Genomic DNA, 19,629 nt, shown 5'->3' on the forward strand with positions numbered 1-19,629 from the left:
CAATTCGCTGATGCCGTCAAATCATTGCTTTTTATCCGTCCGCGCCTGGCGCAGGACTTCGTTGATCTGCGGCTGATCCACCGGACCGGTAATGCGGTAACGCAGAATCGAGACTTTATTCCACAGCGGCCCCAGAACTTTGCTGGCGGCAAACACCGCTGCGCCAACAATCGGGTTAACCGCAAATGCCGCCGCGACGCCAACGGTAGCGGAAATTTCCGGTGCGACGACCGCTTCAACATCCAGTTCCCGCCGGACCAGGTCCACCGAACCTTTCATGGCGATATCCGCTTCCAGGCCGTCCACCAGCGTATCGTCGCTGTGCAGCACACCATCTTTGATCCACGCAGTACTGCGAATCGAGTCGAACCAGAAACCCTCACTGCTGAATGTGTCACTAAAATCCAGACGCAACTTTCGCAATAACGAATCAACACTGAACAGACGCAATAGCTGCCCGGCATGGCCGGTGCTGATATCGGTGATTTGCCCCTTGCCCAACCGCGTACGCAGGATACCGTTGAGCGACTCCTCCTGCGGCTCCCAGGGTGGGTTACGCCAGTGCAGGTCATAGTTGATATCGAAAGAGGAACCCCGTACAGGCGTTGGCACGCCGAAGAAACCCATTGCCGAATCGAGCTTATCGCCGCGCAGAGCGCCTTTGATGGAGGTACGCTCATCACCGGCTTTGTTCACCCACTCGCCTTCAGCTGTCAGGCGTGCAAGACCGCTATCGACCAGGCCACCAACCAGCGTCATCGTCTCGCCTTTAATGGCGAAATCGCCGTCAATGCGGCCATATTTTTGCCCCCACAGCCAGCACTCTGCGCAGCGTAACTGCAAATCGGGCCAGCCGGTGAAATCCACCCGGGTTTTGCCACGCAGCAGCGTTGAAGGCGACGAAATATCATCATCATTGGGCTCGGTGCTTGACGGGTTGTAGTAGAGATAACGAATTGCAGCCAGCCACGGCGCATTATCACGCAGGGTCAGTGTCCCGCTAATCTCCCGCCCTTGCGCTTCGATCAGCGAGCCGGAAGCCTGCGGTTGCGACACGATACTCAGGTTATTCCACTGCTGTCCGCCCAGCGTCAGCGCCGGCGTACGCAGGGTGATGCTTTGTGGGAACGTGGTGGTATTACTGACATTGTTCGCCACCCCCTGGCGTAACAAGCCCAGCCATTGCGCGCCATTCATCGCCGGAAGGTTTAATTCCAGTCCGCTCTGATCCGGTAGCGGAGGCACGGTTCGGCTGTCTGACGTCCAGATCCCACGATCGAGCCCCAGCTTGTTACTCAGCAACCAGCGGCTATTAAAATGGTTGGTGCTGCCCGCGTTCCCGGTGAGATCAAAACTGTGCAGATTCCCTTCCACCTTCAGCTTGACCGGCAGCGCTTTGCCCGCCGGTTTGTCCAGCGGCGGCGGTAAGGTACTGGCGAGATTATTCAGATTGCCATCAATGTTAACTTTATAGGTCGCACCAGACTTATACGGTAACTCAATGCCGACATCGCCTTTCCACGCGACACTGCCGCGCAGCGCATCATTGAGCTGTGAGGGTAAAACGCCGGTGCGCGCAGGTTGCCAGTTACCGTCCAGATTCACCGCCACCTGATAGGCTTTGTCGCCTTCGGTGGTTGAGAAATTCACATTTAGCGGCTGGTTAAACCAGGTGGCCTGTAGTGGCTCGCTCTGCAGATTGCCGTTCACAAAGCTGAACTTGCCGCTGAGATCTTTCAGAGTGCTATTAAGCGGTTTGATAAACAGGCCGTTATTACGCAACATGACCTCGCCTTTGGCGGTAGTCCTCTCGCCGTCCAGCGGGATATCAAGATGTAAACGAGCATTCACGTCGCCATCAACTTGCAGCTCTTCCAGCGCGTTGCCAAGAGAGTCATGCAGCGGCGTCTCTTTAAAATAGGGTCCCACCGCCTTGCCAGGCCCGTTGATATCCGCATCGATGAGCAGTTTTTCTTTTACATAGTCCGGGATATTCGCGGTCAGATTACTGGCCGTCACGCCGCCGAGCGCAACGTTATCGCTCTTCATCCACAGGCCATCGTTAACAAAATCGAGCTGAATATCGAGATTTTTCAGCGCCGGCCAGTCAGGCTGGAAAGCAAACGTCGCGTTACGCAGCGGTACCAGTACTTCAAACTGGCCTTCATTGTGTTTATAAGGGAAGAGACGCGGGTTGCCGCCATAGACCAGCGTGGCATCTTGCGCCTGCCCCCCCTGAATGGCGGCGCTGAGATAATCCACTAACGCTTTACCCATCAAGTTTTCCGGGAAATAACGCCATGCCTGACCGCCATCCGTAACGTTGATCCCTGCCAGAATGCCGAGCCAGGGCTCATCATCCTGCGGCTGAAGATAACGGAAACCACCATGAGCATGAATGGCATTGGCCTGCACATCGATGTTGCGCCCATCGAGTTGAAAACCGTGCTCGTTCTGCTGCCAGTTCAGCGTAGCCTCGCCCTTTTCAATCTCCAGCGGCGCGCGGAACACGGTCTCATACGGCATCTTTGCTTTCGCCATATTCACGGTCAACCGCCCGTCGTCCATGCTCCCTTCAAGTGTTCCGCCCAGATGCTCCACACCTGGCAGTAGCTGCCACTGTTTCCAGGCGATATCTTTCCAACGCGCCTGGAAACGCGTTTTACCGGGAGACTGCAACGGAATATCCAGCGCTAACTGTTCCAGCAGTCCGCTGGGCTGCATCGTGCCCCAGATGTTGTAGAGCTGTGGCGAGATTTTTTCGGCAATCGGCAGCAATCCTTCCAGCCTGCTGAGCTCAAGATTGCTGGCACGCACGCGTAACTCATCGCTCTGAACGCCACCTGCCCCGCCAGTCTCCTGTGCCGGAACCCAGGCAAAACTCAGCGAACCTTGCGGCCAGGCACGATCGTCAATGGCAATGCGTGTGGCAGGTACATCAAACTGCCACCCCTGCTGCTGGCGCGACACATGTACCGTAAGGTTATCCACCGTCATCCGGTGTACCGTGTTATCCCCTTGCCAGCTGGCACCGCCCCGCTTTAACCAGACATCGCCGCTTTCGACCACGCCTTTATTCAGCGCCATCCAGCCTTCCAGGCTGAAACGCGCGCTATTGAGCGCAACGTTGTCGCGCATCCATTCGCCAAGCCAGGGTTTGACATCGATATCATCCGCCTGCAACCAGACACGCCCATTGTTCAGTAACCCGTTGTCATCACGCAGGTCCATTCGCACCTGCATAATGCCGTGTTGGCCGGTCAGACTGGAAAGACTGACTTGCCCTTCTGCACGGTGTCTATCGTTACTGTTGAGCCAGGTTAATTGCGGGATCGCCAGTTCGGCACGTTGGCCGGAAAGGGTCAGGAAGCTGATGCGGCTGTCACGCAGATCAAAGTGATCGAACTGACGCAGGAACAGATCGCTCATGCGATCCGTCTCAAGGGTGTCGCTCGTATCGTTACGTTGCAGCGGCGTATTGGTATGTGCGACCAGTTGCCAGAAGGTAAGATTGCGGAACTGCCAGCGCAGGTGCAGCAGGCTTTGCCAGATATCCAGCGCCAGGGTTACACGTTTAATGGAGAGGTCGCTGCCGTCTTTCATCGCGGCGTGGATATCGCGCACTTCCAGCTCAGGGCCGAAATTCTCCCAGCGCGCCTGAATCTGCCCGGCCTGTACCACTATCCCCGTGCGGGCTTCGATCTGCGCCAGAATCTGCGGGCGCCAGTTATCCAGATGGGGAAGGACAAGGCGTAACCCACTCACCAGCAGCGCCACGATGACAATCAGCGTCGCTCCTGTAAGCAGCAATATCCCCGGCAGTCGCCTCACGCCTCTCTCCTTGTCAACCCAACAACCAGACCCGCTCGTGTCGCAGCGCGCTGCGCAATCACATCATTACTACGTCGAACTGTTCCTGATTATAGAGCGGCTCGATTTGTACTTTGACCTGTTTACCGACGAAGATTTCCACCTCCGCCAGCGCGTGTGACTCTTCGCCTTTCAGTGTCTCGGCCACCGCCGGAGAAGCGTAAACCAGGAAGCGATCGGAATCGTAAGCATGATGCACACGCACAATCTCGCGCATGATTTCATAGCATACGGTTTCCACCGTTTTTACGGTGCCACGGCCATGACAGGTCGGACACTCATTACACAGAACATGTTCCACGCTTTCACGCGTGCGCTTGCGGGTCATTTCCACCAGCCCAAGTTGGGAGAAACCATTGATGCTGGTTTTCACCCGATCCTTGCTCAATGCCTGCTCCAGAGAATGCAGTACGCGACGGCGATGATCCTCATTATTCATGTCGATAAAATCGATAATGATAATGCCGCCGAGGTTGCGTAAACGCAGCTGGCGGGCGATCGCCTGCGTGGCTTCAATGTTAGTGTTGAAGATAGTGTCGTCGAGATTACGATGGCCGACAAACGCACCGGTATTGATATCCACCGTGGTCATCGCCTCGGTCTGATCAATGATCAAATAACCGCCCGATTTCAGCTCAACTTTCCGCTCCAGCGCCCGCTGAATTTCGTTTTCCACATCAAAGAGATCGAAAATCGGCTGCCGCCCGCTGTAGTGCTCAAGCTTGCTGGTCATCTCCGGGATGTACTCCGCAGTAAACTCCAGCAACGCTTCAAATGTCAGCCGGGAGTCAACGCGAATACGGTCGAGATGGGCATCGGCGAAATCGCGCAGCACACGCTGTGCCAGCGCCAGTTCGCCATACAGTTTGCAGCGCGACTGCTGGCGCTTTTTGCGCTCCATCACCTTGGTCCAGACGCGCTTCAGGTAGGCCGCATCAGAGGCGAGATCCTCTTCACATACGCCCTCCGCCGCCGTGCGAATGATAAAACCACCCTGCTCATCGCAATAGGCTGCCACGACCTGCTTGAGGCGCTCGCGCTCGGCTTCACTTTCAATACGTTGGGAAACCCCCACATGTGCAGCACCTGGCATAAACACCAGATAACGTGAAGGGAGGGTAATGTCCGTGGTCAGGCGTGCACCTTTCGTACCGAGGGGATCTTTCACCACCTGCACCATCAGATCCTGTCCCTGACGAACCAGCTCGGAAATATCGCGGACGGTGAAGTTCTTCTGCTCTTCTCCGGCGACGCATTCAGTGTGCGGCATAATGTCGGAAGCGTGAAGGAATGCCGCCTTTTCCAGACCAATATCTACAAAAGCCGCCTGCATACCCGGCAGAACCCGGCTAACCCGACCTTTGTAGATATTGCCTACTATCCCGCGCCGTGCTTCACGCTCGATGTGAATTTCCTGAAGGATACCGCCGTCAATATACGCGACGCGTGTTTCCGATGGTGTTACGTTGACCAGTAATTCAGCCGTCATGATTATCTCTTCCCTCGCGCAGTGCGTTAAAATTGCTCAGCAATTCCCAGGTTTCTACCAGCGGTAACCCCATAACGGCATGATAGCTACCGTTAATCTTCCTGACGAAACAGCCGCCAGCGCCCTGAATACCGTAGGCGCCCGCTTTATCCAGTGGCTCGCCGCTGGCAACATAAGCGGCGATATCCGCGTCTGACAACACTCTGAAGGTCACTTCCGTTTCCACCAGGCAATCGAGCAGATACTGGCTGTCCGCCAGCGCCACCGCGGTCATCACCTGATGTGTTTGCCCGGAAAGCTGACGCAACATACTGGCAGCATGCGAGGAGTTTTTCGGTTTTTCAAGCACTTCACCATTAAATATCACGATGGTATCGGCACCCAACACCGGCAGATCCTGCGTTGCCATCGCCACGCCCGCCTGCGCTTTTTCTCGCGCCAGCCGCGTTACGTATTGCCGGGCGGATTCCTGCGCCTGACGCTGTTCTTCAATGCCCGGAATAATGCGCCTGAACGTTACGCCCAACTGGGTGAGCAGTTCCTGACGACGAGGGGAGCCGGAAGCAAGCCAGATATCTGTCATAAAAACCTTTATTGCACCGCGAACTGCTGGCGAATTTTACGCATTAACAGGAACAGCCATGGCCAGAGCACGCCATTGACAAGACTGCTCCAGAAAATATCAGGCTTGAACGAAACGTTAATCACCAAAAATTCCGCCCAGAAGACAATCACTTCGGTAGCCAACGACAACAACATCACCACCAGCGCCTGTTGCCAGAGCGCCAGATTACGGAATAACTGAAATTTCAGTGCGACCAGATAGGCGACAATGCTTAATGACAACGCACGTACGCCAAGTGTGGATCCGCTAATCAGATCCAGTATGGCACCCATGGCGAAACCCGTACCGACATTTACGCGGTGCGGCAACGCCAGGATCCAGTAAAGCAGAATAAGCAGCACCCAGTTTGGCCGGTAGACAATGATGTCATCCGGCCAGGGCATAATTTGAAGCAACAGAGCAATGAAAAACGAGAGCCAGATAACCCAGCGCCCCTGGCTACGGTAACTTGCCACTATTGCCCTCCCGTCGAGGCTGAGGGAGGTGGTTGCGTCATGCCGGTCGCAGGAGCTGGCATGGGTGCTGGCGGCCCCATCACATCCGGAGAAGGCAGCACCTGCGGCATCATTTGCAGCAGACGTTCATTCGCGACGCGATGGACATCTTCCGGCGTTCTTGGGTTAGAACCATTACGATCCGCGCCCCATAACAGCAGCAGATAACGCAGACGTTGCAGACCTGCGGTTGGACGCGCCTGAATCACCGTGTAAGCACGCTGTGTATCCAGTTTGACCGAGGAAACGACCGCCACCGGATAACCTTCCGGGAAACGCCCCCCAAGGCCAGAGGTCACCAGCACGTCGCCGACACGGATATCGGTGTTCGCGGGCAGATGTTCCAGTTGGAGATCATCGGTGCAACCGTTACCAGCGGCAATCACGCGGATATCATTACGCAGTACCTGGATGGGCAATGCGTGGGTCGCATCGCAAATCAGCAGCACCCGACTGGTGAGTTTCGCTACCGCGACAACCTGCCCCACCACGCCTTTATCGCTGATCACCGGCTGACCTTCATATACGCCGTTGACGCTGCCTTTATCGATAACCACCTGATCGCTATAAGGGTCATTCACCGTTGAAATAACCTGGGTCACCATTTTTTGCTCATCCTGACGCAGCGGTGAACCCAGCAGTTCACGCAGGCGCGCGTTCTCCTGCTTATACTGCCCTAACATTAGCAGCTCGCTGTTTTTCAGCAGCAATTCCTGACGCAATGCCCGATTTTCAAGCTCAAGCTGATCGCGCGAGGCCAGCGTTTGCGAAACGCTGTCTAATAATTCGCGAGGACCGTTAGAAATAAAATAGAAAGGACTGACGGCAGTATCCATGTACGTTCTGATTTGACTGAACGTACCGAGGCGGCTGTCGGCAATAATGACTCCGAGCGCCACCAGGACCGCCAGGAAAAGACGAATCTGCAGTGACGGGCCACGGCTAAAAATTGGCTTCATAGGCTTTGCGTATTCTCAGGCCAGCCAGATTCGGAGCGACATAGCGCTCCGAATCTGACACGGACTATTCTTCGCTGAACAGGTCGCCGCCGTGCATGTCGATCATTTCCAGCGCCTTGCCGCCGCCACGCGCTACGCAAGTCAGTGGATCTTCTGCAACTACAACTGGAATACCTGTCTCTTCCATCAACAGGCGATCGAGGTTACGCAGCAGCGCGCCGCCGCCGGTCAATACCATACCTCGTTCGGAGATATCGGACGCCAGTTCCGGTGGGCACTGTTCCAGTGCGACCATCACAGCGCTTACGATGCCCGTCAACGGTTCCTGCAACGCTTCCAGAATTTCGTTGGAGTTCAGCGTGAAGCCACGCGGTACGCCTTCAGCCAGGTTACGGCCACGGACTTCAATTTCGCGCACTTCATCACCCGGGTACGCAGAACCGATTTCATGCTTGATGCGCTCTGCCGTTGCTTCACCAATCAGAGAACCGTAGTTACGGCGCACATAATTAATAATCGCTTCATCAAAACGGTCACCACCGATACGCACGGAAGAGGAGTACACCACACCGTTCAGGGAGATAACCGCCACTTCGGTGGTACCACCACCGATATCCACAACCATTGAACCGGTCGCTTCAGAAACCGGTAAGCCTGCGCCAATCGCGGCAGCCATCGGTTCTTCAATCAGAAACACTTCACGGGCGCCAGCACCCTGAGCAGATTCACGAATTGCACGGCGTTCAACCTGGGTCGCGCCAACCGGAACACAAACCAGTACACGCGGGCTCGGACGCATAAAGCTGTTGCTGTGCACTTGTTTAATAAAGTGCTGCAGCATTTTTTCGGTCACGAAGAAGTCAGCAATAACGCCGTCTTTCATCGGGCGGATAGCGGCGATATTGCCTGGCGTACGACCAAGCATCTGTTTCGCTTCATGACCTACAGCGGCTACACTTTTCGGTGAACCGGCACGATCCTGGCGAATGGCCACCACGGAAGGCTCATTCAATACGATGCCTTGTCCTTTTACATAAATCAGGGTATTCGCGGTACCCAGGTCAATGGACAGGTCATTGGAAAACATGCCACGAAATTTTTTCAACATACTGAGGGATAATCCTGAAAGCTGGGGCGGAAACAAAATCCGCTTACTTTACCAACCACACGCAGCAGCGACAAGGCGCAAAAACTGTCTGCTACGGTGAAAATTAGTGCAGTTTGTTTCCTTTGTTGCAAAACGACATGACTTCGTCCGGAAGCGATAAAATCCAACTGTTCCAGTACCCTGCGTTTACAACCTGTCAAAGGTCAAACCGGCTTTTTAAACGCCGCAACGATCCGGCGGGCAGGCAAGCACACCCCCATACAAAGCAGCGCGCATTATTCTACGTGAAAACGGCTCAAACAGCAGTTCAAACCGAATATCTTTGCGAATATTTTTTCACATTGGTATCGAGCGGTTGAGAAGCGGCGAAGAAATCCCCCTGCGCACCCGCAACGCCACATTCCACCAGCGTCTGCCATTCCCCCCGGGAGCGAACGCCCGTGGCGAAAACCCGCGTACGCGTGCCTTTGCACACCTCCACAAGGCTTTGAACCAGCAACTGGTTTTCCGTGCGTTTTTCAATGTTCCTGACCAACCCCGGATGCAGCTTTAATAACTCAACATCCAACGCTTTAATCCAACTGGTGCTAACCAACGTCAGCCCCGCCTGATTAACCACCACGCGAGCGCCTAATGCATTGATCAAACGCACAACTGACTGTAATCGGCTGATGTGTTGACAAACATCCGCCTCGGCAAGTTCAAAAATAATCCGTTTACGTTGCGATTTTTCGCACTGCATTAGCGTATCACGCACCCAGCGCTGAAAACGCGGGCGGATCAGCGACTCAACCGTCACTTGCATAGCAAGGTTTTCTTCTGGCCAGAAACGGATAAACGGAATCAGTCGTGTCACCTGCTGACGGTCATACTCTTCGGATAAACCAAATTGCAGCACCATCGGCATATACTCTTCGGCAATCACTTCCTGCTCGCCGTCGTAAATACGGCACATTAATTCCCGATGATGCACCTGTCCGTCACGATTCACCGCCGGTTTCTGGTAAACACGCGGCCCACCCCGGCTTAACATTTGCTCAATCAGCGTGCGCCAGCGAACATTGCCACGCCCTTGTTCTGGTAACGAGTCATCATACACTGACCAGCTATTACCACCTTGCAGCACCGCATTGCGCGCGGCGGCTTCACTGTGCTCCATAACCTGCTCGGTGGACTGCCCGCTGCGCCAGGCGCAAATCCCGATATGCATCATATCTTCGCGGGTCAACATTTTGCTCGGCGGCAAGCCATCCACCGCGTTGAGGATCTGCCCGGCGATACTTTCCGCTTCTTTTAACGTGCGGTGTGGGAGCAGAACCGCAAAATCACTACGATGATAACGGGCCAGCAGCGCGCCAGGATAACGCATAATAAAGGTGGAGAGTAAATTGATCAGCGCAAAGAGGTGCTCCTGGACCGCCGACAATCCCCAGCTATCGCGTAGCAGGTCAAAATCCGGCAGGCGGATCATCATCACCACACCATGCGCTCCGACTTTTTCCTGGTCCTCCAGTAAGGTCGCCAACTGATTATCAAAAAACAGACGGTTATTGAGGCCAGTGCGGGTATCTTGCGCGGCATAAGAGCGGATTAACGTATCCATACGACTACGCTGATCGCTGGCGAACTGGATATCCGTCAGCAGCACATCCAGCGCGCTGCTGGTGCGCGACGGCCATTCATAAATGCTGCCGCGGACTTGCGGGCCTCGCTCGCCATTGAGGATCCGCGTGGCGCGTGTTTCCAGCAACTCCTGCCCGGAAAGTTGTCGGCGCAACCAGCGCACCGACAAAAAGATAATGACAATCATAAAGCCGATCGCCAGCGTTAGCGGCGCGGTCGTCAGCAGCGAACGAAAATAGTTCGCCATTGGATCCTGATAGACCAGTGTTATCACAAATCCTGGGTTTTTCACCGAAGGAATCTGCAACTCCCGGTATTGATAATTGCTGCCTGCCGGGCGGTAAGTGCTTTTACGAGTGTAACTGAGGATAACGTGCTCGCCCTGTTTGACATCAATACCGATGATGTCTACCGGCACCATTAATTCATCAAGCTGATGCAACAGAGCTGAGGGAGAGGAGGAGATCAAACGCGCATCAACAACGGCCGCTACCGCTTGTACGCGGTTAGCAACCTTATTCTGGATAGCAGTATAAAAACTGAGTGAACAGCCAATCAGGGTAACGAAGATCGCCAATCCCGTCAGTAGTGTTACAAATGCGGAGAATTTCGTCGTTAATCGCATCCCTGTGTTAACTCCGTTTATATAAAGAACAAGACGGTTCCAGCCGGGATAACGTTACCCTGGTAAGTACTAACTTCGGCGTAGTGACGCCCCCGAGATAGCCTGCTGAGACTGGCAATAAAATGGCACCGTATTTCATTATTGCGAGTATAGACCTCAGAAATTATTTGCCAATCATCAATAGGTCAAAGAGATAGTTAAGACGCTAAATTTACAATGTTTGGTAACACACTCCTACTCGCACTAACGCATTGTTTCCACCATGCTTAAGAGGAAAGTAGCGGAGGATGCCATGAAGAAAAAATTGACCGAAGCCGACGTAACTGCCGAATCCGTTTTTATGTTACAACGCCGACAGGTACTGAAGATATTGGGCATTGGCGCAACAGCGCTAACCCTTCCTGCCAGCGGCCATGCTGATTTACTGGACTGGTTTAAAGGCCATGACCGCCCGAAAGCCCCATCCGGTAAAGCCCTTGATTTCAGTAAACCGGACGCCTGGCAATCCACGTTGGCGCTGACGCCGGAAGATAAGGTCACCGGTTATAACAACTTCTACGAATTTGGTCTGGACAAAGCCGACCCTGCTGCCAACGCTGGCGGGATGAAAACCGACCCCTGGACATTAACCATTGATGGCGAAGTCGCGAAACCATTAACTCTTGACCATGATGCGCTGACGTCGCGCTTCCCGCTGGAAGAGCGCATTTACAGGATGCGTTGCGTGGAAGCCTGGTCAATGGTGGTGCCGTGGATTGGCTTCCCGCTCCATAAACTGCTGGCGCAGGTTGAACCCACCAGCAAGGCAAAATACGTTGCCTTCCAGACGCGCTACGCGCCAGAAGAGATGCCAGGGCAGAAGGATCGCTTTATTGGCGGCGGCCTGGCGTATCCTTACGTCGAAGGATTACGTATAGATGAAGCCATGCATCCGCTAACACTCCTCACCGTTGGCGTTTACGGTAAAGCGCTGCCGCCGCAAAATGGTGCACCTATTCGCCTGACGGTGCCGTGGAAATACGGTTTTAAAGGCATCAAGTCGATTGTCAGTATTAAACTGACCAGCCAGCGCCCGCCCACGACATGGAACCTGTCGGCACCCGATGAGTATGGTTTTTTCGCCAACGTGAATCCGCATGTTGACCACCCTCGCTGGTCGCAGGCCACCGAACGCTTTATTGGTTCAGGTGGTGCGCTGGATGTAAAACGCCAGCCAACGTTACTCTTTAACGGCTACGCTGAAGAGGTAGCTTCGCTGTATCGTGGGTTAGATTTACGGGAGAATTTCTGAGTGCGTTTAACGGCAAAACAGGTGACCTGGCTTAAAGTCCTCCTCCATCTGGCGGGGTTATTGCCTTTTATCTGGCTGTTTTGGGCTGCCAGCCAGGGCTATTTCAGCGCCGATCCGGCAAAAGATATTCAGCATTTTACCGGGAGAATGGCGCTAAAATTCCTGTTAGCCACGCTGCTGGTCACTCCTTTAGCGCGTTATGCAAAACAACCTTTATTAATTCGCACCCGCAGGCTGCTGGGATTATGGTGCTTTGCCTGGGCGACGCTGCACCTGACCAGTTATACCTTGTTGGAACTGGGTATCAACAATCTGACGTTACTGGGTCAGGAGCTGACCACGCGGCCCTATTTAATGCTCGGCGCGATAAGCTGGCTCATTTTACTGGCGCTGGCAGTCACCTCAACGCAGTGGGCGCAACGTAAATTGGGCAAACGCTGGCAGCAATTGCATAACTTCGTCTATCTGGTGGCGATCCTCGCCCCCATTCACTATCTCTGGTCAGTGAAGATTCTCTCACCACAGCCCGTGATCTATGCCATCATCGCCGTGGCGCTATTAGCATGGCGTTATAAGAAGTTCCGCCAATGGTGGCATTAACGTCTCATTCTGTGCACTTTCCCGCAGATCTTCTATCATTCACAGCCATGTTGCTGGCGGTGATGGATAATCTTCCCTGATAAGACCAGTATTTAGCTGCCAAATGCTACGAAATCGTTATAATGTGCGACTTTGGTTTTCCTGACAGGGGTTTTTAGCCTCTGAAAAGGTGACAATCGCGCATCGAAGGTATATTTTGTTTTTTACCGGCGAATCGCAGGAGATAGCAGCATAATGGCTGACAAGTTCCACATTTTGCTTTTGAACGGACCGAACCTTAACATGCTCGGTGCCCGTGAGCCGGAGACGTATGGCTCGCTAACGCTGAACGATATTGTTAAGCAGTTGAGTACAGAAGCAGCAGCACTTGATGTGGAACTGACGCATTTTCAGTCTAACGCGGAGTACGCAATTATCGACCGTATTCATCAGGCTAAAGATACCGTGGACTCTATCCTGATCAATCCGGCCGCATTTACGCACACCAGCGTCGCTATCCGCGATGCATTGCTGGCGGTGGGCATCCCGTTTATCGAGATCCACCTCAGCAATGTGTATGCGCGGGAGCCATTCCGCCACCACTCTTATCTGTCTGATATCGCCGCTGGCGTTATCTGCGGATTGGGTGCGGATGGTTATTCATACGCTTTACAGACAGCGGTAAAACGCTTGTCACAATCACACTAAACAAGAGTACGGAACCCACTCATGGATATTCGTAAGATTAAAAAACTGATCGAGCTGGTTGAAGAATCAGGCATCTCTGAACTGGAAATTTCTGAAGGCGAAGAGTCAGTACGCATCAGCCGTAGCGCGCCGAATGCAGGTTTCCCGGTGATGCAGCAGGCTTATGCCGCACCGATGATGCAACAACCTGCACTGTCTAACGCTGTAGCACCGACAGCTGCTCCAGCAATGGAAGCACCGGCAGCGACAGAAATCAGTGGTCACATCGTACGTTCCCCGATGGTCGGGACTTTCTATCGTACCCCGAGCCCGGACGCGAAAGCGTTCTGTGAAGTTGGCCAGAAAGTCAACGTGGGCGACACCCTGTGCATCGTTGAAGCGATGAAAATGATGAACCAGATTGAAGCCGATAAAGCAGGCGTGGTGAAAGCCATTCTGGTTGAAAGTGGCCAACCGGTTGAATTTGACGAGCCGCTGGTCGTCATCGAGTAACGAGGCGCACATGCTGGATAAAATTGTTATCGCCAACCGCGGCGAGATTGCACTGCGTATTCTTCGTGCCTGTAAAGAACTGGGCATCAAGACTGTCGCTGTGCATTCCACTGCGGATCGCGATTTAAAACACGTACTGCTGGCGGACGAAACAGTCTGTATCGGTCCGGCGCCGTCCGTAAAAAGTTATCTGAATATCCCGGCAATCATCTCCGCTGCCGAAATCACCGGTGCGGCTGCGATTCACCCGGGGTATGGCTTCCTTTCCGAAAACGCTAACTTTGCTGAGCAGGTTGAGCGTTCCGGCTTTATCTTCATCGGTCCGAAAGCAGAAACCATCCGCCTGATGGGCGACAAAGTGTCGGCAATTAACGCGATGAAACAAGCTGGCGTACCATGTGTACCGGGCTCTGATGGCCCGCTGGGCGATGACACCGAGGTGAACCGCGCCCATGCGAAACGCATTGGTTACCCGGTGATCATCAAGGCCTCCGGCGGCGGTGGCGGTCGCGGTATGCGCGTTGTGCGTAAAGATGCCGATCTGGCGCAGTCTATCGCCATGACCCGTGCGGAAGCGAAAGCCGCTTTCAACAACGACATGGTGTACATGGAGAAATACCTGGAAAATCCTCGCCACGTCGAGATCCAGGTACTGGCTGACGGCCAGGGCAACGCTATCTATCTGGCTGAGCGCGACTGCTCTATGCAGCGTCGTCACCAGAAAGTGGTTGAAGAAGCACCTGCACCGGGCATTACACCGGAACTGCGTCGCTTTATCGGTGAACGCTGTGCGAAAGCCTGTGTTGAAATCGGTTATCGCGGAGCGGGTACGTTCGAGTTCCTGTTCGAAAACGGTGAGTTCTACTTCATTGAGATGAACACCCGTATTCAGGTTGAACACCCGGTAACGGAAATGATCACCGGCGTTGACCTGATCAAAGAGCAGTTGCGTATTGCCGCCGGTCAGCCGCTGTCCATCAAACAGGAAGACGTGATGGTTAAAGGCCATGCGGTAGAGTGCCGTATCAACGCCGAAGATCCGAACACCTTCCTGCCAAGTCCGGGTAAAATCACGCGTTTCCACGCGCCGGGCGGTTTTGGTGTACGCTGGGAATCGCACATTTACGCCGGGTACACTGTCCCGCCGTATTACGATTCAATGATCGGCAAACTGATTTGCTTTGGTGAAACCCGCGAAGTGGCAATTGCACGTATGAAGAATGCGTTGCAGGAGCTGATTATCGACGGCATTAAAACCAACGTTGATCTGCAGATGCGTATTATGAGCGACGAGAATTTCCAGCGCGGTGGAACCAATATCCACTACCTGGAGAAAAAACTCGGTTTGCAGGAAAAATAATCTGTAAACAGCGCAACAGGCCGGATTTTCCGGCCTTTTTTCTTTTTCTCTCCCCTCATCTTTTCCATAGGGTACAATCCCCGCTTTCTTCATCCACAAGGGAATACAATGGACAAGCGTTTTGTTCAGGCCCACAAAGAAGCCCGTTGGGCGCTGTGGCTGACCCTTCTTTATCTGGCTGCCTGGTTAGTATGTGCTTACATACCCGATTCCGTACAGGGATTCACCGGGCTGCCGCGCTGGTTTGAGCTGGCCTGCCTGCTCACGCCATTGGTGTTTATTTTGCTGTGCTGGGGAATGGTGCGTTTTATCTTCCGCGATATCGCCCTGGAGGATAACGATGCAGAATGAAATCATTGCCGTACTGGTCATCTATTTAATTGTGGTTTTTGGCCTCTCTTTTTACGCCATGCGTCAGCGCAGCAGTGGAACCTTCCTGAGCGAGTATTTCCTCGGTAGCCGTTCAATGGGTGGCTTTGTGCTGGCGATGACGTTGACCGCCACCTATGTCAGTGCCAGCTCTTTTATTGGCGGGCCAGGCGCTGCCTATAAATTCGGGCTGGGGTGGGTACTGCTGGCGATGATCCAGGTGCCGACAATCTGGTTGTCGCTGGGTATTCTTGGCAAGAAGTTCGCCATACTGGCGCGCCGCTATAACGCCATCACCCTGAATGATATGTTGATGGCGCGCTACCAAAACCGCGCGGTGGTCTGGATTGCCAGCGTCAGTCTGTTGGTGGCGTTTGTTGGCGCCATTGCGGTGCAGTTTATTGGCGGCGCGCGTTTACTGGAAACCGCTGCCGGCATTAAATATGAAACCGGGCTGCTGATCTTCGGCATTACGATTGCACTGTACACCGCGTTTGGCGGCTTCCGCGCCAGCGTTTTGAACGACACAATGCAAGGGATGGTGATGCTGATCGGCACTCTGGTGCTGCTGGTCGGTGTGATCCATGCCGCAGGAGGCCTGCATAATGCAGTCGACACCCTGCAACATATCGATCCCAAACTGGTCAGCCCGCATGGCGCATCGGATATTCTCACGCCGGCATTTATGACCTCATTCTGGGTGCTGGTCTGTTTCGGTGTGATTGGCCTGCCACATACCGCTGTACGCTGCATCTCGTATAAAGACAGTAAATCCGTGCATCGCGGCATTGTCATTGGCACTGTTGTCATTGCACTGTTAATGCTCGGTATGCATCTGGCGGGCGCACTGGGCCGTGCCGTGCTGCCACATCTGTCGGTACCGGATCTCGTGATCCCGACGTTGATGGTTGAAGTGCTGCCACCATGGGCGGCGGGTCTGTTCCTCGCAGCACCGATGGCGGCGATCATGTCGAACGTGAATGCGCATCTGTTACAGGCTTCTGCAACGATCGTGAAAGATCTCTGGCTCAACGCGCAGCCGACTAAAATACATCATGAGCAGCGTCTGAAACGCATCTCCACGATCACCACCCTGGTGCTTGGGATCCTGATGATGCTGGCGGCATGGCGCCCGCCGGAAATGATCATTTGGCTAAACCTGCTGGCATTTGGCGGGCTGGAAGCCGTGTTCTTGTGGCCGCTGGTGCTGGGGCTTTACTGGGAACGCGCGAACGCGGTGGGCGCGCTCAGCGCGATGATTGTCGGCGGTGTGCTGTATGCCGTGCTCGCCACCTTTAATATTCAATACTTGGGCTTCCACCCGATTGTGCCCTCGTTACTGTTAAGTTTGCTGGCTTTCGTTGTCGGGAACCGTTTTGGTCAACCGGCGTCGCAGGCTCCGACTATCTCTGTTAATCAATAAAGAGTTAAGACATGCCCTGGATCCAACTGAAACTGAACACCACTGGCGCTAACGCCGAAGAGCTGAGCGATGCCCTGATGGAAGCGGGTGCCGTTTCCATTACTTTCCAGGACACGCATGATACGCCGGTGTTCGAGCCATTGCCGGGCGAAACGCGCCTGTGGGGCGATACCGATGTTATCGGCCTGTTCGATGCCGAAACCGAGATGAATGACGTTATCGCCCAACTCGCTTGCCACCCACTACTGGGTGAAGGTTTCGTCCACAAGATTGAGCAACTGGAAGATAAAGACTGGGAGCGCGAATGGATGGATAACTTCCACCCGATGCGTTTTGGCGAGCGTTTGTGGATCTGCCCAAGCTGGCGCGATGTCCCGGACCCTAATGCGGTTAATGTGATGCTCGATCCGGGCCTGGCCTTTGGCACGGGCACCCACCCAACAACGTCACTCTGTCTGCAATGGCTCGATAGCCTGGATCTGGCAGGCAAGACAGTGATCGACTTTGGTTGTGGCTCAGGGATCCTCGCGATCGCCGCCCTCAAGCTTGGCGCAGCAAAAGCGATCGGTATTGATATCGATCCGCAGGCCATCCAGGCAAGCCGCGATAATGCAGAGCGTAATGGGGTATCAGAACGTCTGGAACTCTATCTGCCACACGATCAGCCAGAAGCGATGCAGGCCGACGTCGTGGTCGCCAATATCTTGGCAGGCCCGTTGCGTGAACTGGCACCGTTAATCAGCGTGCTGCCCGTTGAGGGCGGTTTACTGGGCCTTTCTGGTATCCTTGCCAGCCAGGCAGATAGTGTCTGTGAAGCCTATGCCGACATCTTCACCCTCGATCCGGTGGTGGAGAAAGAGGAGTGGTGCCGCATCACCGGTCAGAAAAAATAATCTTCTCAGCGTGGCCTGCGGGCCACGTTTTCATGTCGCTTCGTCTTTTTCGCCTTTCCCCAACCGCAAGTCATCCTCAAACGCCACAGGGTTGTCGAATAATCCCAAAAAATGTCAGGTCAAAAATTGCGAGCAGGTTCGCAAAACCCGCCTTTTTTGCGCGAAATAAAAGCAATCCCCCTGCTTATTCCCCGGTAAAAAACGATTACTTGTGTGAATTTATCTCCTTAACAAAATTTTTCTCTTTCCAGTAACCTAATGAAAAATATGGTTTAATATTTTGAACCCCTGCCATTGCTGGCGATTCCTTGATCTACAACAGAGGATTGCTCAAAGTTTGGCCTTTCATCTCGTGCGAAAAATGCGTAATATACGCCGCCTTGCAGTCACAGTATGGTCATTTCTTAACTCATGCGCATCGGACACCACCAGCTCAGAAATCGCCTGATCGCAGCGCCGATGGCTGGCATTACTGACAGGCCATTCCGGACGTTGTGCTACGAGATGGGAGCCGGTCTGACCGTATCCGAGATGATGTCGTCTAACCCGCAGGTTTGGGAAAGCGACAAGTCCCGATTGCGGATGGTGCACATTGATGAACCCGGTATTCGCACCGTGCAAATTGCAGGTAGCGACCCGGATGAAATGGCGGAAGCCGCACGTATTAACGTGGAAAGCGGCGCCCAAATTATTGATATCAATATGGGCTGCCCGGCCAAAAAGGTGAATCGTAAGCTGGCAGGTTCAGCCCTGCTGCAATACCCGGATCTGGTGAAGTCGATCCTGTCCGCGGTGGTGAATGCAGTGGATGTACCCGTTACGCTGAAGATTCGCACGGGTTGGGCTCCGGAACACCGTAACTGCGTAGAAATTGCCCAACTGGCTGAAGATTGTGGTATCCAGGCTCTGACCATTCATGGACGCACCCGCGCCTGTTTGTTCAATGGAGAAGCTGAGTACGACAGTATTCGGGCAGTTAAGCAGAAAGTTTCCATTCCGATTATCGCGAATGGCGACATTACTGACCCGCTTAAAGCCAGAGCTGTGCTCGACTATACGGGGGCGGATGCCCTGATGATAGGCCGTGCAGCTCAGGGAAGACCCTGGATCTTTCGGGAAATCCAGCATTATCTGGACACTGGGGAGCTGCTGGCCCCGCTGCCTTTGGCAGAGGTTAAGCGCTTGCTTTGCGCGCACGTTCGGGAACTGCATGACTTTTATGGTCAGGCAAAAGGTTACCGAATCGCGCGTAAACACGTCTCCTGGTATCTCCAGGAGCACGCTCCGAATGACCAGTTTCGGCGCACATTCAACGCCATTGAGAATGCCAGCGAACAGCTGGAGGCGTTGGAGGCATACTTCGAAAATTTTGCGTAAACAGAAATAAAGAGCTGACAGAACTATGTTCGAACAACGCGTAAATTCTGACGTACTGACCGTTTCTACCGTTAACTCTCAGGATCAGGTAACCCAAAAACCGCTCCGTGATTCGGTAAAACAGGCACTGAAGAACTATTTTGCTCAACTGAATGGTCAGGATGTTAATGACCTGTATGAGCTGGTACTGGCTGAAGTAGAACAGCCACTGTTGGACATGGTGATGCAATACACCCGTGGTAATCAGACCCGCGCGGCGCTGATGATGGGCATCAACCGCGGCACGCTGCGTAAAAAACTGAAAAAATACGGCATGAACTGATTTTCAATCAGTGAGTTGTATT

General features: G+C 53.8%; 17 protein-coding genes. 10 read left to right on the plus strand and 7 right to left on the minus strand.

The window, feature by feature from the left end:
* Positions 1 to 21 precede the first annotated feature (21 nt).
* The 7 genes from yhdP to csrD all read right to left on the minus strand — a co-directional run bounded on the left by yhdP (position 22) and on the right by csrD (position 10,793).
* The gene (yhdP, locus tag GA0061071_RS21870) at positions 22 to 3,831 is read right to left on the minus strand and encodes an AsmA2 domain-containing protein YhdP (RefSeq protein WP_088236606.1); all 3,810 of its coding nucleotides are present in this window, start codon (positions 3,829 to 3,831) and stop codon (positions 22 to 24) included.
* 58 nt (positions 3,832 to 3,889) lie between these two features.
* A complete protein-coding gene (rng, locus tag GA0061071_RS21875) occupies positions 3,890 to 5,359 on the minus strand; it encodes a ribonuclease G (RefSeq protein WP_061492965.1) in 1,470 nt (489 codons plus the stop codon).
* A complete protein-coding gene (locus tag GA0061071_RS21880) occupies positions 5,349 to 5,942 on the minus strand; it encodes a Maf family protein (RefSeq protein WP_088236607.1) in 594 nt (197 codons plus the stop codon). Before GA0061071_RS21880 ends, rng begins: the two co-directional genes overlap by 11 nt.
* 8 nt (positions 5,943 to 5,950) lie before the next feature.
* Entirely contained in the window at positions 5,951 to 6,439 is a 489-nt protein-coding gene (mreD, locus tag GA0061071_RS21885) for a rod shape-determining protein MreD (protein WP_061492963.1), read from the minus strand.
* Positions 6,439 to 7,437: a rod shape-determining protein MreC gene (mreC, locus tag GA0061071_RS21890; protein ID WP_061492962.1), complete on the minus strand. Its 999-nt coding sequence runs from the start codon at positions 7,435 to 7,437 to the stop codon at positions 6,439 to 6,441. Before mreC ends, mreD begins: the two co-directional genes overlap by 1 nt.
* Before the next feature lie 64 nt (positions 7,438 to 7,501).
* A complete protein-coding gene (gene mreB, locus GA0061071_RS21895; RefSeq protein WP_006818047.1) occupies positions 7,502 to 8,545 on the minus strand; it encodes a rod shape-determining protein MreB in 1,044 nt (347 codons plus the stop codon).
* A gap of 307 nt (positions 8,546 to 8,852) precedes the next feature.
* Positions 8,853 to 10,793, minus strand: coding sequence for an RNase E specificity factor CsrD (gene csrD / locus GA0061071_RS21900; RefSeq protein WP_088236608.1), 1,941 nt, complete (start codon positions 10,791 to 10,793; stop codon positions 8,853 to 8,855).
* Positions 10,794 to 11,085: 292 nt separating this feature from the next.
* Between csrD and msrP the strand changes: the two genes are divergently transcribed.
* The 10 genes from msrP (at position 11,086) to fis (ending at position 19,607) form a co-directional block, all read left to right on the plus strand.
* Complete coding sequence (gene msrP, locus GA0061071_RS21905) at positions 11,086 to 12,084, plus strand: protein-methionine-sulfoxide reductase catalytic subunit MsrP (protein ID WP_088236609.1); 999 nt, start codon at positions 11,086 to 11,088, stop codon at positions 12,082 to 12,084.
* Complete coding sequence (gene msrQ, locus GA0061071_RS21910) at positions 12,085 to 12,684, plus strand: protein-methionine-sulfoxide reductase heme-binding subunit MsrQ (RefSeq protein WP_061492959.1); 600 nt, start codon at positions 12,085 to 12,087, stop codon at positions 12,682 to 12,684.
* 234 nt (positions 12,685 to 12,918) lie between these two features.
* Complete coding sequence (gene aroQ / locus GA0061071_RS21915; RefSeq protein WP_061492958.1) at positions 12,919 to 13,371, plus strand: type II 3-dehydroquinate dehydratase; 453 nt, start codon at positions 12,919 to 12,921, stop codon at positions 13,369 to 13,371.
* A gap of 21 nt (positions 13,372 to 13,392) precedes the next feature.
* Entirely contained in the window at positions 13,393 to 13,863 is a 471-nt protein-coding gene (accB, locus tag GA0061071_RS21920) for an acetyl-CoA carboxylase biotin carboxyl carrier protein (protein WP_061492957.1), read from the plus strand.
* Between the two features lie 10 nt (positions 13,864 to 13,873).
* Positions 13,874 to 15,223 carry an acetyl-CoA carboxylase biotin carboxylase subunit gene (accC, locus tag GA0061071_RS21925; RefSeq protein WP_061492956.1) on the plus strand — a complete coding sequence of 450 codons (1,350 nt, stop codon included), beginning with the start codon at positions 13,874 to 13,876 and terminating at the stop codon, positions 15,221 to 15,223.
* Between the two features lie 108 nt (positions 15,224 to 15,331).
* Complete coding sequence (locus tag GA0061071_RS21930; RefSeq protein WP_061492955.1) at positions 15,332 to 15,574, plus strand: YhdT family protein; 243 nt, start codon at positions 15,332 to 15,334, stop codon at positions 15,572 to 15,574.
* Complete coding sequence (gene panF / locus GA0061071_RS21935) at positions 15,564 to 17,015, plus strand: sodium/pantothenate symporter (protein WP_061492954.1); 1,452 nt, start codon at positions 15,564 to 15,566, stop codon at positions 17,013 to 17,015. The genes GA0061071_RS21930 and panF overlap by 11 nt, the downstream gene beginning before the upstream one ends.
* 11 nt (positions 17,016 to 17,026) lie before the next feature.
* Complete coding sequence (prmA, locus tag GA0061071_RS21940; protein ID WP_061492953.1) at positions 17,027 to 17,908, plus strand: 50S ribosomal protein L11 methyltransferase; 882 nt, start codon at positions 17,027 to 17,029, stop codon at positions 17,906 to 17,908.
* Between the two features lie 411 nt (positions 17,909 to 18,319).
* The gene (gene dusB, locus GA0061071_RS21945) at positions 18,320 to 19,285 is read left to right on the plus strand and encodes a tRNA dihydrouridine synthase DusB (RefSeq protein WP_088236610.1); all 966 of its coding nucleotides are present in this window, start codon (positions 18,320 to 18,322) and stop codon (positions 19,283 to 19,285) included.
* 25 nt (positions 19,286 to 19,310) lie between these two features.
* Complete coding sequence (gene fis, locus GA0061071_RS21950) at positions 19,311 to 19,607, plus strand: DNA-binding transcriptional regulator Fis (protein WP_000462905.1); 297 nt, start codon at positions 19,311 to 19,313, stop codon at positions 19,605 to 19,607.
* The last annotated feature ends 22 nt before the right edge of the window (positions 19,608 to 19,629 follow it).

Origin of the sequence: Kosakonia oryzendophytica, from assembly GCF_900094925.1 — a bacterium.
GTDB classification, from domain to species: domain Bacteria; phylum Pseudomonadota; class Gammaproteobacteria; order Enterobacterales; family Enterobacteriaceae; genus Kosakonia; species Kosakonia oryzendophytica.

Excerpts from the sequence above, each read along its gene's own strand:
- rng (WP_061492965.1), bottom strand. The coding sequence starts at position 5,359 with ATGACGGCTGAATTACTGGTCAACGTAACACCATCGGAAACACGCGTC.
- GA0061071_RS21880 (WP_088236607.1), bottom strand. The coding sequence starts at position 5,942 with ATGACAGATATCTGGCTTGCTTCCGGCTCCCCTCGTCGTCAGGAACTG.
- mreC (WP_061492962.1), bottom strand. The coding sequence starts at position 7,437 with ATGAAGCCAATTTTTAGCCGTGGCCCGTCACTGCAGATTCGTCTTTTC.
- mreB (WP_006818047.1), bottom strand. The coding sequence starts at position 8,545 with ATGTTGAAAAAATTTCGTGGCATGTTTTCCAATGACCTGTCCATTGAC.
- csrD (WP_088236608.1), bottom strand. The coding sequence starts at position 10,793 with ATGCGATTAACGACGAAATTCTCCGCATTTGTAACACTACTGACGGGA.
- msrP (WP_088236609.1), top strand. The coding sequence starts at position 11,086 with ATGAAGAAAAAATTGACCGAAGCCGACGTAACTGCCGAATCCGTTTTT.
- aroQ (WP_061492958.1), top strand. The coding sequence starts at position 12,919 with ATGGCTGACAAGTTCCACATTTTGCTTTTGAACGGACCGAACCTTAAC.
- accB (WP_061492957.1), top strand. The coding sequence starts at position 13,393 with ATGGATATTCGTAAGATTAAAAAACTGATCGAGCTGGTTGAAGAATCA.
- accC (WP_061492956.1), top strand. The coding sequence starts at position 13,874 with ATGCTGGATAAAATTGTTATCGCCAACCGCGGCGAGATTGCACTGCGT.
- GA0061071_RS21930 (WP_061492955.1), top strand. The coding sequence starts at position 15,332 with ATGGACAAGCGTTTTGTTCAGGCCCACAAAGAAGCCCGTTGGGCGCTG.
- panF (WP_061492954.1), top strand. The coding sequence starts at position 15,564 with ATGCAGAATGAAATCATTGCCGTACTGGTCATCTATTTAATTGTGGTT.
- prmA (WP_061492953.1), top strand. The coding sequence starts at position 17,027 with ATGCCCTGGATCCAACTGAAACTGAACACCACTGGCGCTAACGCCGAA.
- dusB (WP_088236610.1), top strand. The coding sequence starts at position 18,320 with ATGCGCATCGGACACCACCAGCTCAGAAATCGCCTGATCGCAGCGCCG.
- fis (WP_000462905.1), top strand. The coding sequence starts at position 19,311 with ATGTTCGAACAACGCGTAAATTCTGACGTACTGACCGTTTCTACCGTT.